Annotated in this window: 12 protein-coding genes; 5 read left to right on the forward strand and 7 right to left on the reverse strand. The window is 39.9% G+C overall.

Annotation, left to right across the window (positions count from 1 at the left end; translation table 11 throughout):
- Positions 1-6 precede the first annotated feature (6 nt).
- Both egtB and egtD read right to left on the reverse strand, forming a co-directional pair.
- Positions 7-1,179: an ergothioneine biosynthesis protein EgtB gene (egtB, locus tag IX38_RS21040; RefSeq protein ID WP_034707971.1), complete on the reverse strand. Its 1,173-nt coding sequence runs from the start codon at positions 1,177-1,179 to the stop codon at positions 7-9.
- A 163-nt stretch (positions 1,180-1,342) separates the two neighbouring features.
- Positions 1,343-2,341: an L-histidine N(alpha)-methyltransferase gene (gene egtD / locus IX38_RS21045; protein WP_034707973.1), complete on the reverse strand. Its 999-nt coding sequence runs from the start codon at positions 2,339-2,341 to the stop codon at positions 1,343-1,345.
- Between the two features lie 504 nt (positions 2,342-2,845).
- Between egtD and IX38_RS21050 the strand changes: the two genes are divergently transcribed.
- Positions 2,846-3,784 carry a serine hydrolase domain-containing protein gene (locus tag IX38_RS21050; protein WP_034707995.1) on the forward strand — a complete coding sequence of 313 codons (939 nt, stop codon included), beginning with the start codon at positions 2,846-2,848 and terminating at the stop codon, positions 3,782-3,784.
- 24 nt (positions 3,785-3,808) lie between these two features.
- Here IX38_RS21050 and IX38_RS21055 read toward each other — a convergent pair whose 3' ends face one another.
- The gene (locus IX38_RS21055) at positions 3,809-4,312 is read right to left on the reverse strand and encodes a GNAT family N-acetyltransferase (RefSeq protein WP_034707974.1); all 504 of its coding nucleotides are present in this window, start codon (positions 4,310-4,312) and stop codon (positions 3,809-3,811) included.
- Between the two features lie 121 nt (positions 4,313-4,433).
- On the opposite strand from IX38_RS21055, the gene IX38_RS21060 reads away from it, so the two are divergent.
- On the forward strand, positions 4,434-4,871 hold the full coding sequence (locus IX38_RS21060; protein WP_034707976.1) for a hypothetical protein: 438 nt from the start codon (positions 4,434-4,436) through the stop codon (positions 4,869-4,871).
- A gap of 68 nt (positions 4,872-4,939) precedes the next feature.
- On the opposite strand, the gene IX38_RS21065 is transcribed toward IX38_RS21060, so the two are convergent.
- The 4 genes from IX38_RS21065 to IX38_RS21080 all read right to left on the reverse strand — a co-directional run bounded on the left by IX38_RS21065 (position 4,940) and on the right by IX38_RS21080 (position 10,196).
- Positions 4,940-6,082: a 1-acyl-sn-glycerol-3-phosphate acyltransferase gene (locus IX38_RS21065; protein ID WP_034707978.1), complete on the reverse strand. Its 1,143-nt coding sequence runs from the start codon at positions 6,080-6,082 to the stop codon at positions 4,940-4,942.
- A 167-nt stretch (positions 6,083-6,249) separates the two neighbouring features.
- A complete protein-coding gene (locus IX38_RS21070; RefSeq protein WP_034707981.1) occupies positions 6,250-6,795 on the reverse strand; it encodes a hypothetical protein in 546 nt (181 codons plus the stop codon).
- A gap of 319 nt (positions 6,796-7,114) precedes the next feature.
- A complete protein-coding gene (locus tag IX38_RS21075) occupies positions 7,115-7,723 on the reverse strand; it encodes a hypothetical protein (protein ID WP_034707982.1) in 609 nt (202 codons plus the stop codon).
- Positions 7,724-7,820: 97 nt separating this feature from the next.
- Positions 7,821-10,196, reverse strand: coding sequence for an outer membrane beta-barrel family protein (locus IX38_RS21080; protein ID WP_034707984.1), 2,376 nt, complete (start codon positions 10,194-10,196; stop codon positions 7,821-7,823).
- 109 nt (positions 10,197-10,305) lie between these two features.
- On the opposite strand from IX38_RS21080, the gene IX38_RS21085 reads away from it, so the two are divergent.
- From IX38_RS21085 to IX38_RS21095, 3 genes are all read left to right on the forward strand, one after another.
- Positions 10,306-11,973 (forward strand): histidine kinase, encoded by a 1,668-nt coding sequence (locus IX38_RS21085; protein ID WP_034707986.1) that lies wholly within the window; start codon positions 10,306-10,308, stop codon positions 11,971-11,973.
- Entirely contained in the window at positions 11,970-12,668 is a 699-nt protein-coding gene (locus IX38_RS21090) for a LytR/AlgR family response regulator transcription factor (protein ID WP_034707987.1), read from the forward strand. Before IX38_RS21085 ends, IX38_RS21090 begins: the two co-directional genes overlap by 4 nt.
- Positions 12,669-12,864: 196 nt before the next feature.
- The coding region (locus IX38_RS21095; protein ID WP_034707989.1) for a rod shape-determining protein at positions 12,865-13,582 on the forward strand (718 nt) is incomplete at its 3' end.

The raw sequence follows: 13,582 nt of genomic DNA on the forward strand, positions 1-13,582 counted from the left end.
AAAAAATTATTGGGCAAGCCTGATTCCTGTAAACTGCCATTTCAGACTGGCCTGAAAGAAATTACGATAGGTATTTCTGCTGTGTCCGGCAGGTGTTGCCTCGGAAGCCCCGCGCAAAACCATTTGATTGACCATGAATTTGCCGTTGTATTCTCCTACAGCTCCAGCTTCTTTTTTAAAACCGGGATAAGGTAAATAGGCGGAATTGGTCCATTCCCAGCGGCTTCCCCAATCGAAACTGCCGGATGCCGCTTCCCATTCTGCTTCGGTAGGCAGGCGCATTTTTTTCCAGGATGCAAAAGCTGAGGCTTCATAGAAATTGATGTGGCAAACTGCCTCATCCAGGTCTATTTCCTGTAAGCCGTTGAATGTGTAATTCATCCATTTACCGTCTATAAAATGCCAATACAGTGGAGATTTTGCATTATTTTGTTTTACCCAATCCCATCCTTCGGCATGCCAGTGTCTGAAATCGGTATAGCCTCCGGCATTCATAAATTCGAGATATTCTCTATTGGTGACTAATTGATCGGCAATTTCAAAATCATTGAGGTATACTTTATGTCTTTCCAGTTCATTATCGAAGCAGAAGCCTTTACCGTTAAAGCCTATTTCATAGATTCCTTCGGAAAACTTTATCATTTCAGTTTTTCCATAGCTTTCTTTTTTAGGGATAATTTGTTTTTTATAAGCTGGAAAAAGCGGATTGTGCCCTAAGATATATTTAATGTCAGTGATCAGTAATTCCTGGTGTTGCTGTTCGTGATTCAATCCTAATTCCAATAACGTTTCAACAGTTTCAGTCATGAATCTGCTTTGAAGAAAGATTTCCATGTGTTCATCTACATATTCCCGGTATTTGTAGATATCTGAAACGGAAGGTCGGCTTAGGTTTCCACGGTCGGTACGGATTACTCTGGCACCAATGGTTTCGTAATAGCTGTTGAAAACAAAATTATACTGCGCATCGAAAACTTTGTAATCAGGAAAATGGGGAACGAGGATAAAGGTTTCAAAAAACCAGGTGGTGTGGCCCAGATGCCATTTCGGCGGACTTACGTCTACGATGGGCTGTACGACGTAATCTTCGATTTCCAAAGGAGCACATATTTCTTCGGAGTGCTTTCGGATATCCGTATATTTTTTTACTAAATCTGATGTGGTTATATCGGGTGTCATGTTATTTAGTTTTAATAGGTTATAACTTAGGGTTAAATAAATATATTGTTATTTTTTCTTCCTCAGATTATACATGATTCTGTAGGATATGTGTGCTTTTATTCGACACAAAGTTTTATTAATTCTAAGTGTTATTCAGGTAAGCAAATATACTCGCGTTAGCCTAATACTGATTATCCTTATTTACCTGCCAGGCAGTATCTACAAACCAATTTTTTGAGTCCTTAATTTCTCCCAGGTGTTTAAAACCTGATTTTTCTCTTAATTCCTCAATTTTTTCTGTGGAAAATTTCTGTGAAATTTCCATATCAATGAGTTCGTTTTCTTCAAACAAAATGCTGTCATTTCCTATTTTTACCGTTTGCTGTTTCAAACTTACGAGGTAACTTTTGCAGGCCCCGCTTACGGGATCATAGGTTTGGTAATGCTGGAATTGTTTAAGGTCAAAATCGGCAGCAAGATCCCTGTTGATACGGGTCAGCAGATTTAGGTTGAACGCTGCTGTAATCCCGTTCTGATCGCTGTAAGCGTTTAAAATGATGTGAGGATTTTTCTTAAGATCAAAACCAATCAATACCCTGTCTCCCGAAGCCAGATTTTGGTTTAAACTGTAACAGAAGCTTTCGGCTTCTCCGGCATCCATATTCCCGATATTGCTTCCTAAAAACAGGATCACTTTTCTTCTTGCTGACAATGAGGCTGCTTTCTGAAGCATTTCAAAGTATTCTCCTTCCAAAGCCTGTATCTCCAGATCCGGAAGTTCCCGGCTCAGCTTTTCTTTTAATATGGAAAGGATATTACCTGAAATATCAATAGGCATATAAGTAAACTGCGTTCCTTTTTCCACCAGATGTTTCAGTAAAAATGTGGATTTCATGGCATCCCCGGCGCCCAGCTCAATCAAATCGAACGGTTCGTTTTCAGGGATGATGAGACGTGCGAGATCAGCCGTTTTATTTTTGAAGATGTCGAGCTCGCATTGTGTGAGGTAATATTCAGGCATGGCCATGATTTCCTGGAAAAGCCGGTCGCCTGCTTTATCGTAAAAGTACTTTGAAGATAACTTTTTCGGATGGCTTTTTAAGCCTTTCAAAACATCCCGATGAAAATCATTGACATGAGACTTTTGAACCTCCGAATGTGGTTGTAACTGTAAATTCATATGCTTTAATTTGTGTGGTTTTTAGTTAGCTACAACTATCTTGCCGCCTCAACACTGAATTCTATAAAAAATATACTTTTCTACAATTTCATTAATTTAAATATACGCTTAATTTTTGTAACTGATGTGTCCGGCATCTCTTAATAGCACCGTTTTTTTATTTCATCACTGTTTAAACCAATTGAAAATAAACATTATATTTGGGCAAGCTAATAAAATAAATCTACTATGAAAAAACGCCTGGTATTGCTTCTCACAATGCTCTACTCCGTATTTATTTTATTATCCTGATCAGACTGGAAAATTCAAATTAAATGTCTGGTCTGTCCAAATATCATTATATCAGGCTGCCACGTCGCAGTTATCATCAGAAAATATATATAGAAAATGCTGAAATCCGCTTTAATTTCAAGTTTGGTATGTCTCACTGTTTTTTGCTCCGGTCAAAAAATAAAGAATAAAAAAAACGATTTACAACAGAAAACAGATCTTTTAAACAAACTCATGAAATCTGCCAATGAAATGGGAATATTTAATGGCAATGTCCTTGTTTCACAAAATGATAAAGTAATTTATAAAGCTTCGTTTGGATTTTCTGATGCTTCGAAGACCACTCCATTAACAGATGAATACAAATTTCATTTAGGTTCTATAACTAAAGAGTTTAGTGCTGTTGCCTTACTTCAATTAGAAGAACAAGGAAAACTGAAACTGTCTGATCCTGTTTCCAGATTCATTCCCGAACTTCCTGGCTGGGCCCATGAAGTTGCTATAAAAGATCTGCTACAATATACCAGTGGAATTCCTAATGTAAATTGGAAGAAAATACAAAATGACAAAGATATTTTCAATGATTTATTATTGATTGATCAATTATCTTTTAAACCGGGTACTGATTATGATTACAATAATAACAATCTTTTCCTTAGACAGTTTATTATTGAACGTATTGCAGGGATTCCTTTTAAAACCTATGCGGAAAAATTTATATTTCAGCCTTTGAAAATGAATTCTACCCTAATGACTCCCTTTGAAAATGGGAAAAACATTGCCCGGGGATTTAACAATCAGGCAGTACCGGATCGTGCAGAATTACCGATAACCGGGGGAACTTACACTACCAGTCTTGATTTACTGAAATGGGCAAACAGCCTTCATTCCGGAAAAGTTATCAGTAAAAATTCGCTTTATGAATTAGGTCAGCGTTTTCATATTTCAGAAAGCCAATCAGCACTGGGAAATGCCAGATTTGACAATAAAAATTTAAAAGAACATTCTCATGACGGCAGAGCGGGAAGTTTTGAAGCCCTTTTATTTTCAGATGTTGAAAACAAAATAACGGTCATTTTACTCAGTAATAATTACAACGGAAAACTTTCTGATATTTCAGAAGCTATACAGGCAATTTTAAAAAACAGCCCATTTAAAAAACTGCAAAAATAAAAGCATCCGATTGGCATTAAATCCTTAGGAATTGGCCTGTATTAACTCAAACTCAATCTCTCCATCGCATAAACTGGCAGTTTTCACGAAGTTAAGCCGCTCCAGAAGTTTAATAGCAGGGCCGTTATGTTGATCTGTTGCTGCCCAGATACGCTTCAAGCCTAATGTCTGCAATCCGAAATGAATGGCAAGTGACATTCCGTCTGTCATATATCCTTTACCATAATATTGGGGAAGTAACACACAACCCAGCTCGCCTTCTCCCTTATCCAGTCCCCGGTAATACCCGCAGGTACCGACGATCTTGTGGGTTTGATTATCTGCAATTCCCCAGTGAATGGAGTTTCCGTCCAGATAATCCTGATTGATCTTTGCCTGCATTTCCCATGCCTGTTGGACATTTTCTGCCCGGACAGCATCATAAAACGAGATCCCGATAAGATCTTCAATATCTGTTTCCGCAATCTGCAGTAATGATACTCTATTGCCTGTCACATGTGGAAAATTATCGGTTGGAAACAGTTTCATGATGATATAAAAATATTAATTTTGACGTTCAGCATCATAATGAATATAATTCCCAAACATGAGCTACATCTGACATTATGATCTGATAAAAATACTATTAATTTTATTATAAAAATTAAAAATGCCATTTGACAAATCTATATTAACGGAAAAACTGAAGAACCGGGACCATGATTTTTGGATACCGCAAAAAAAAATAGTGGAAACTGTTTTCAATAAAGATGAAATTATTTTAAAATTAATCCGGATATGGAAAAGTGAAATACCTGATATCATCTCTTTTATAATTTCAGCAATGGCGGTTTCCGGCTCGGATGATTTTGATATACAGAATTCGGAAATCATTTTAACGGATCAGCCATCAATGATGCAAAAAATTGCTGATTTTGAAAACCGTTGGAAGCTCAGCCTGGAAATAGAAACTTATCTTGATAAAATTCAGTATGTATATGAAACTGATGCAGATCCCGGCAGACAGAGCTATGACAGCGAGATCAGCTATATTATTGAAACATCAGATTCTTTTATTTACTTTTTCACGCATCACTTTTATTATTAGTACAACAGTTTTTTTTGACGTAAATAATTATTAATGGCAATTATAAGAAATGAATATTGTAATGCCTCCTAATCCGGTAATTTCTGCTCAGACTTGATTTTATTCACCAAAGGATTCGCATACATCGCCAGGAAATAGTCTTTGGAAATGGCATCAGAAGGGTCTATACGCATTTCAAGTCTCCGTACAAACAGCTGTTTTTCCTGTTCTGTATACTGATCAGCATACGTATCGGTATTGTGAAGCAGGTCGTAGGCTATAAACTTGGTAGGCCAAAGCTTATAGTTCTGAATGATTGAATCATCAATGATCTGGGCAATAGCCTGAAGCTGCTTATTTTTATTTTCAGAATTGGCCGCAATATCATCCAGTTCGGCATCAAGGACATTGCCTGCATGCAGGTGAATCCGTTTTTTCTGACCTAAAACTCCGCTGAGCATGGTCGTAAAATCCTCATTTTTACCTTTAATGTATTCTTCCTCTCTGTGTTGGGCCAGAAGCTGCGGCATCTTTAAAGAATCCGTAGGATCATATTCGTAAGAAATGGATACAGGAACGATCTTCAGTGTTTTAAAATAATCGGCCAGCGGGATATCTCCTGCAGCCATAGCAAGCATTTTTAAAACACCCTGCTGTGTAGCATCGTTTCCGTCTTTTGTACGGCCTTCTCGCTGTGCAATCCAGACAGAATGATTTTCATGGTGCAGAATCTGTTCAATATATTCAGACATGAGCCTGGAACTCTGCAACTGTTCGCGGAGAGGCAATCCTCTCTGTACTAAAAAGTTACGATTCAGCTTTGCCAGCACATGTAAAAAGCTTTTCTGAACAAGATTGTCTCCGATCGCTGAAGCCGTCATGATATGCCCGGTTTCCAGCAAAACCAGATTAAGGAGTGAAGTATCCAAAACAATATCCCTGTGGTTCGAAATGAAAAGGTACGGCGTGTTTTTATCCAGCAGATCAAAGCCTGAAGTCGTTAAACCCTCAGAGCTTTTTGCAAGAATCTGACGAATGGTAAAGGCAATGAAATTGTGCTGGAAATCCTTTATGGAATGAACATTTTTAAACTGTTCCAGCCAAACCTGCTCATCTGTATCAGGAAATGTAAACCCCATCAACGCTTTCATCATAGGATCACGGGCTATTCCAGCTAATGCTTCATTCACTTCATGATCATGGAAAGACCGGATTTCATCGAATTTGGACATGCAATTATTTAAAATTAAAACTTTTTGCAAAAGAACAAAAATTTATCGAGGGCACCCCATACTATATGTTAAAGTATTATGATAAACGTATCAGTTCAGAAATAATAGCATTGTGCTGATCCGTATTCAAAAAATTAAGACATATATGGCTGCTTCATCAGTATTTTTTATTTTACTTTTTCCAGCAGATATAATTTAGCTCCGGAAAAAGCAAGTTTAGGCATTACATTTCCCTCCAGCACCATCGTTTTACTATTAACATCAATCACTGAAATATAGTTATTGGAATTATATTCTATATAGTTTTCTTTTTCCCTGGTTAAAGGGTTTTTTCCGAATTCAAGAGAGTATTTCACCCAGTCTTCCTCCGCAGAACTGCAATGTACGGATTTGAACTTTGATTTTTTGGCCTTGAAAACCATCTGATCAAAACCATCTGTACAGTCCGAAGTAAATGAACTTTCCGGATTCTGATCATTGGTGAAGTCTTCGAAAGAACCCTTATAAACACCAACTATCTTCCAGGTCCCGTCCAGACGGTCTTCATCTATTTTTCCTTTTGCTTTGCTTACTGCCCAGCTGATGCCGTTTACCGTTCCTTTTACGGCTTTGTAACCTACTTTTGCCACGCCTGTTACCACTTTGGCGGCAGTTCTTACGACGCAGGAATTGAGTATAAGAACAGCTGAAAGGAGGAATATTGCTTTTTTCATATCATCAGGTTTATTAAGGTACGAAGATAAGATTTTAAAAATACTGTTATTACAATATCAGACGGAATGAGCTCACAAAATCATCAGAAAAATACATCATACGGACGTAAGAAGTTTTAAAAGAAAAAATTATTAGAGCCTGTTTAAATTTTTTAAATCTCGCTGATTGAGCAGATTACGCATATTTTTATAACTGAAATAAATCTGTGTCATCCGCGAAATCTGCGAGAGAAATCTGTTTCTTTAGTAATTATTTCTGCATAATAATTTTATTGAATAAAATTTAAACAGGTTCTTAATTATTCGGGCTTAATTATACTTAATAGAACTGTTTCACGGTCTCAATAATTCCGGTTTCAGGATCAATAAACAGATAAACATTTCCCTTTTCGCGGAATAAATCACTGCTTTTAATTTCAACCTGTCCTAAAAAATACAAAGGCTGATCATTTTTAACCGGCCAATTGGGATTTTGTATCCACCTGGGTGGTTTTACCTGATATCTGAAAAGTTCAATGTAACGTTGCTTTATATATTGTTTCCTGTCAGATTTTGAAAGTGTTTTATCTTTTGGCAGAATGTATTTTTCAATAAATCCAGCGTCCGCATCTACATATTTAGGGCTGGTGCCCAGCAACCATTCATAGTCATCATAATGTTTTGCCGACTCAGTTACTTTAATCCCGGTTTTGTCTAAAAACAGTTTTGCTGTTCCGTGAGCATTTAACCTTCCTTCAGAATTTTTATAATCCTGTTCGATCAGGTACAAAAATGCAGTTGTATTCTGTAAATAGGTTCCCTGCCAATCCATTGCGGGATCTGAAAGCAGCTTTTCTAACCCTTTATTGGTATATAGCTGCTGTTCAAAATCGTTATCGGAAAGTCTGCCCTCAACAAAGTCTTTTAAGATCTGTATTTCACCTGTCATCTTCAATATTTTTTACAGTATAATGTGAAGATCAAATTTAGGCATTCTGTTTATTTAATCTTACAGAATAAATGGATCATATATTCGCGGAATAGAACTAATCCCTGTTACCGCTTTTGGCCTGGCGTACAGACTGACTGTCTTTCTGGTTGAACCGGTAAACCAGTGTCAGGCGGTACCGGGCTGCATTAGGAATATTAGTTTGGCTGATCTCATAATCTGTGCCTGCCGTTCTGCTGTTTAATTTCCGCAGGCCAAAGAGGTTGCTCACATCGAACATAAGCGTTGCTTTGTCTTTTAAAAAAGTTTTGCTGAACCCAAAATCAATACTGTGCACGGCATCTGTACGGGTTTGGGCAGTAGCATTCGCATCCCTGAAATTATAGAGGGCCTGAAAAGCAAGTTTATTCTTTAATTTAATCTGTGTACTTACACGCGCTGTCAGTGTATTTCCCGAGTAATCGAAACTTTGATTCTGATAACTTCCTTTTTCAGCATAATGAAATACATTAAGTTCGGTGTTCACCTGCAGCCATTTGACAGGGTTATAGAGTACAGAAAGCTCAAAACCAAGACGTGTTTCTTTATTGATATTGACCGGCATGGTAATAAACAGACCGTCAGAATTCCGGAAAGTATAATCTTCGATCACTCCATTATTTCTCTGATAATAGAAGGACGGATTAATCGTAAGAGTTTTCCGGTTTTTAAGGAAAGCTATTTCAAATACATTAGCGTATGATGGATTAAGATCCGGATTGCCGGCGTAACGGCTGCTCAGATCAGTCAGCTCGTTAAACGGATAGATCATACCCAGCCGCGGCCTGTTGATCCGCCTGCTGTAACTCCCCTGCAGAGTTGCCTGCTCACCGAAACGATAGCTGATGTTCAGTGTTGGAAACAGGCGGCTGTAATTCTTTTCGTTGGTATAGCTGCCTGACCGGTCTTCAATGCCGATATGAGTCAGCTCACCGCGCAGGCCTGCCTGATAGCCTAAAGCTCCGGTTTTTCCGGAGAACTGCACGTAAGCACTTCCGATCAGCTCCTTATACAGCAGATGATTGTCAATCTGATCAATAACCTCCCAGCCTCCTGAATTCTGCTGCTCTGCGATAAAGTCACTGTTCACCCTTCGGTCTTCCATTTTCAAGCCGAATTCCAGCGTAGAAGTGCTGTCCAGAGGCTGTACCATATCCGTCTTGATCATAAAATCCTTACTCTTTCCCATGGAGCCTGTCCTGATCATCGGTAAGGCAGCTTCATCAGGAAAGACTCTTGCTGTTGATAAGTTCCAGTCTTTATTACTGTCCCAGAAATCATACTGCATATCTACCGTTAACTTCTTGCCCGCCTTGGCGAAGCTTTTGGTATAATTAAATTCCAGCTGGTTATAGCTTCGTTTTTCCCATGATTCGCCGCTTCGGGTGAGACTGCTGTCGGTAACACCTTTTTTGTCTGAATATAAATAGTTCAGCCTGGTTTTGTCATGGTCGTGCGTTGCATTCCGCATGAAAGCTGCAGTAATGGTATTATGCCCGTTAATCTTGAAATCTGCACCAAAATAGAGTAATCTGGCATCATCATGACGGTTCTCATCCTGTCTCTGATTCAGGTATACCGGTACACCTGAAAGTCCTGTAGACTGTTTCATGGTATAGAGTCCGACATAATCCGACAGCCGGATACCGTAGGTTGCAAACAGGTTAATTCTGTCAGATTTATAATTCAGGCTGGGACTGATGCGGGTTTCATCAGGAATACCGCCAACCAGGCGCAGCTGTCCGCTGAAACCTCCTTTTTTATTCTTTTTTAAAATAATATTGATAATCCCGGCAGATCCGGCTGCATCGAACTGAGAAGAAGGATTTGTGATTACCTCCACCCGCTCTACCTGGTCAGCCGGAACCTGTTCCAAAGCATTCCCCTGCGTCAGTCCGGTACGGCGGCCATCAATCAGGACCAGTACATTACTGTTGCCACGCAGGCTGACAGCCCCATCAGGACTGACACTGACTGAAGGAACCATATTGAGCAGGTCGGTCACTGCACCGGACTGTGAAAGGACATCCTTCCCCACTTCAAACACTTTTTTGCCCAGCTTTAAACTGACCGGCCCTCGCTGTCCGGTTACTGATACGGCTTCCAATAGTTTCGTATCAGGGTCTAAAATGATCGTTCCCACATTGGCCACCTCAGCAAGCGCAATCATTACAGGTTTACTTATGGTTTGATAACCGATAAGGCTGTAGCTTATGATGTAGCTTCCCGCCTGAATATTTTCCAGCCTGAATATTCCCTTCGCATCCGAAATACCTGTGGCAACCGGCTGATCAGAAATCCCCTTCAGTGTTACGGTTACATAAGGTACAGGTGTATCCGGCTTTTCGTGAATGATACCGTTTATCTGACCATTCTGTGCAAATAAACATTGGGCAGAAAAGAAAGTAAGAAAAAGGAGGGCTATTTGTTTCATGATGTAAATTTAAACCGCGGATCTGTCCATTCACAGGAGAAACATCTGAACAACTCTACAGGCTTGCCAACGACATCAGATTTTTCAAATTACCTTGTATATTTACATTATGCATAATCTTATATTTTTATTGACACTGCTAGGTCTGCTGGCCACACCTATTATCCGTAATGGAGATACTGCACCTGTTTATAAAACCGGGGATAATATGGCCTGGGCTGCTAAAAACTATAACGATAAAGACTGGTTAGAGACGAGAGGCAACACTTCGGACAGGATATTCTGGTCGCGGACACATCTTGACCTGCGGGAGGTAAAAAAAGAACTAATCCCTCTGGGACTTCAGATTGAATCTTTCGGATCATTTGAAGTGTATTGGGATGGTGTGCTGATCGGCAGAAATGGTAAGCTGCCTGAAAACGGCAACCCCGAAGTCCCAGGAACCGAAAGCAGCTATTACAGGGTTCCCGAACATCTGATTTCACCCGGTCTTCATACGGTGGCCCTGCGCAGTTCACAATCATTATATCCGGATGTACAGCGGAGCATTGGATTTTATATGCATAATTACACAACATTAGTGACCACACCACTGATTATTATGGCCTATATGAACCTGATGGCCGGAGCATTTCTGATTGCTGCAGTTTATTATTTTTTTCTTTATCTGAACAGCAGGCGCAGGCAGAAAGATATCCTGGTATTTGCCACTATCTGTCTTCTTTTTTTTGCTTTGCTGATCATAGAGTACCTGAAATTCCATGTGGTTATTCCCTATTCTGAATTTTTCATACGCCTGGAGATCATCGGATGGCTGACCTTTGCCAATGCATTATTAGTCCCATGGTATTTTATTATTCAGTTTAATTTCAGGAGGGGAAAATGGCTGATGGCTGCTCTCCTGCTGACACTGCTTGTGCTTTATTGGTTCAACTACGGGCATTATGACCTGACGGCCCGGCTCTACAGCCTGGCAATGCTGATAGCCGCTTTTATTGTGGTACTGAACGGCATCCTTCAAAAGGAAAAGGGAGGTTTTATTGCCCTGGCAGCCCTTTTGGCAAGTGCTTTGGTAAACAAGTTCGTATTTTATGACTTCGGTCTGTTCATCAGCTTTACGATCATTGTTTTGTCTATGCTTTATCTTCATTCTATCCGCACGAGTATCATAGAAGCGGAACACCAGAATGCTGTTTTACTTTCCTCAAGGTTACAGCTGGAACTGCTCAAAAAGAATATTCAACCTCACTTTTTAAGGAATACCCTGACTTCGATGATGGATTGGGTGGAAGAATCTCCCAAGGAAGGAGCCCGCTTCATCCAGGCACTTTCTACAGAATTTGATATTATGAATGAGATTTCTGAACAAACCCTGATCCCCATCACCAAAGAACTGGAGCTCTGCCGGCAGCACATGTCCGTAATGGGTTTCCGTAAAGAAATCAATTATATATGGGAACAGACCGGAATAGATGAAACACAGGTGATTCCGCCCGCAATTATTCACACGCTGCTGGAGAATGGCATTACCCACAGTAAACCGCTGTCCGGAAATACAATTCAATTTATCCTCCGGTATTCTCTATCAAAAGAGGCGCATCAGTATATTTTTGAAACCATTGCGAAGAACAGGCAGATTGTGACAGACCGCATGGGAGGAAACGGCTTTAAGTATATCAAAGCGCGCCTGACGGAAAGCTATGGCCAAAACTGGAAGTTCGAATCACATTCTACAGAAAACGGCTGGATATCTGTCATTCAAATTTTAAGATCATGAATATATTAATTATAGAAGATGAGGCCAGGATTGCCCGGCGACTGCAGCGTATGACAGCTGAATTCTTTGCGGATAAGCCTAACGAGATTATAGTCTGCGATTCTCTACAATCGGGACTGGATCAAATTGCCGCGCAGCTTCCCGATTTACTGCTGCTTGATCTTAATCTCAATGGTGATAATGGTTTCGAGGTATTGGAGCAGATGGTAGCCGCTTCTTTTCATACGGTTATTGTTTCTGCCAATACTGATAAAGCGATCACTGCTTTTGCGTACGGGGTGCTGGATTTTGTCGCCAAACCTTTTGACCGGGACAGACTTTTTAAAGCTTTGACAAGGTTTGTAAGTCCTGCATTGAAACCGGATGAAGGAATCCGGTACCTGGCTGTAAAAAGATCAGGACAGGTTCGTCTGATCAGCATTTCTGAGGTGATCTACATTAAGGGAGCCGGAATTTACACTGAGCTGCATCTTCGCAACGGGCAGAGTGAACTTCATGATAAGTCGCTTGAACATCTACAGCAGCTTCTTCCTGAAAGGTTTGAACGCATTCATAAATCTTACCTGGTTAATTTTCAACAGATTGAAAAGATCATCATCAACCCCGGCACACGGTATGGAGCATTGCTCAGAACGGGTGAGGTTCTTCCTGTGGGACGTTCAAAATATAAAGATCTGAAAAATAAGATGATCTGATGTTGGAACCATATGTTTTCTCATTCATCTTTTTTCTCATCATAGAACTGAGTTCTGAAAAATTAGTTGGTCCCGAGATGCAGGTATTGGATCAACGGATATAATTAACACAATTTTAACTTCAATTATGCGGTCCGGAAGTATTTTTATCAATCCATAAAGCTGTACTTTGCAGTCTTAATAAAACAATGAAAAGATGGGGCTATTTGATATGTTTACGCAGGAGATCGCAATGGATCTCGGAACTGCTAACACCTTAATTATACATAACAACAAAATCGTCATTGACCAGCCCTCGATTGTCGCTATTGACCGTACAACAGGAAAGCCTATTGCGGTTGGAGAGCAGGCCAAACTGATGCAGGGGAAAACCCATGAAAATATCAAAACGGTCCGGCCGTTAAAGGATGGAGTGATTGCAGATTTTCATGCTTCCGAACATATGATCAAGGAATTCATTAAACAGATTCCCGGAATCAGGGGCAGATTTATTCAGCCTGCCCTGAGAATTGTTATCTGTATTCCTTCAGGGATCACAGAGGTTGAAAAAAGAGCGGTTAAGGATTCTGCACTGAAGGTCAATGCCAAGGAGGTAAAGTTGATCTATGAACCAATGGCAGCTGCTATCGGAGCCGGTATTGATGTTCAAAGTCCTGAAGGAAATATGATTATTGACATAGGCGGAGGAACTACTGAAATAGCAGTTATTGCACTTGGTGGCATCGTATGTGACAAGTCATTAAAAATAGCCGGGGATGTTTTTACGAACGATATCGCTTATTTTTTAAGGTCTTACTACAATTTATATATCGGGGAAAGAACTGCCGAAAGAATAAAAATTGAGATCGGTTCTGCACTGGAGGAGCTGGATTATCCTTTGGAAGACATTCCTGTACAGGGAAGGGATCTGATCA

It is taken from the genome of Chryseobacterium luteum (assembly GCF_000737785.1).
GTDB classification, from domain to species: Bacteria; Bacteroidota; Bacteroidia; order Flavobacteriales; family Weeksellaceae; genus Chryseobacterium; species Chryseobacterium luteum.

Excerpts from the sequence above, each read along its gene's own strand:
- egtB (WP_034707971.1), bottom strand. The coding sequence starts at position 1,179 with ATGACACCCGATATAACCACATCAGATTTAGTAAAAAAATATACGGAT.
- egtD (WP_034707973.1), bottom strand. The coding sequence starts at position 2,341 with ATGAATTTACAGTTACAACCACATTCGGAGGTTCAAAAGTCTCATGTC.
- IX38_RS21050 (WP_034707995.1), top strand. The coding sequence starts at position 2,846 with ATGAAATCTGCCAATGAAATGGGAATATTTAATGGCAATGTCCTTGTT.
- IX38_RS21055 (WP_034707974.1), bottom strand. The coding sequence starts at position 4,312 with ATGAAACTGTTTCCAACCGATAATTTTCCACATGTGACAGGCAATAGA.
- IX38_RS21060 (WP_034707976.1), top strand. The coding sequence starts at position 4,434 with ATGCCATTTGACAAATCTATATTAACGGAAAAACTGAAGAACCGGGAC.
- IX38_RS21065 (WP_034707978.1), bottom strand. The coding sequence starts at position 6,082 with ATGTCCAAATTCGATGAAATCCGGTCTTTCCATGATCATGAAGTGAAT.
- IX38_RS21070 (WP_034707981.1), bottom strand. The coding sequence starts at position 6,795 with ATGAAAAAAGCAATATTCCTCCTTTCAGCTGTTCTTATACTCAATTCC.
- IX38_RS21075 (WP_034707982.1), bottom strand. The coding sequence starts at position 7,723 with ATGACAGGTGAAATACAGATCTTAAAAGACTTTGTTGAGGGCAGACTT.
- IX38_RS21080 (WP_034707984.1), bottom strand. The coding sequence starts at position 10,196 with ATGAAACAAATAGCCCTCCTTTTTCTTACTTTCTTTTCTGCCCAATGT.
- IX38_RS21085 (WP_034707986.1), top strand. The coding sequence starts at position 10,306 with ATGCATAATCTTATATTTTTATTGACACTGCTAGGTCTGCTGGCCACA.
- IX38_RS21090 (WP_034707987.1), top strand. The coding sequence starts at position 11,970 with ATGAATATATTAATTATAGAAGATGAGGCCAGGATTGCCCGGCGACTG.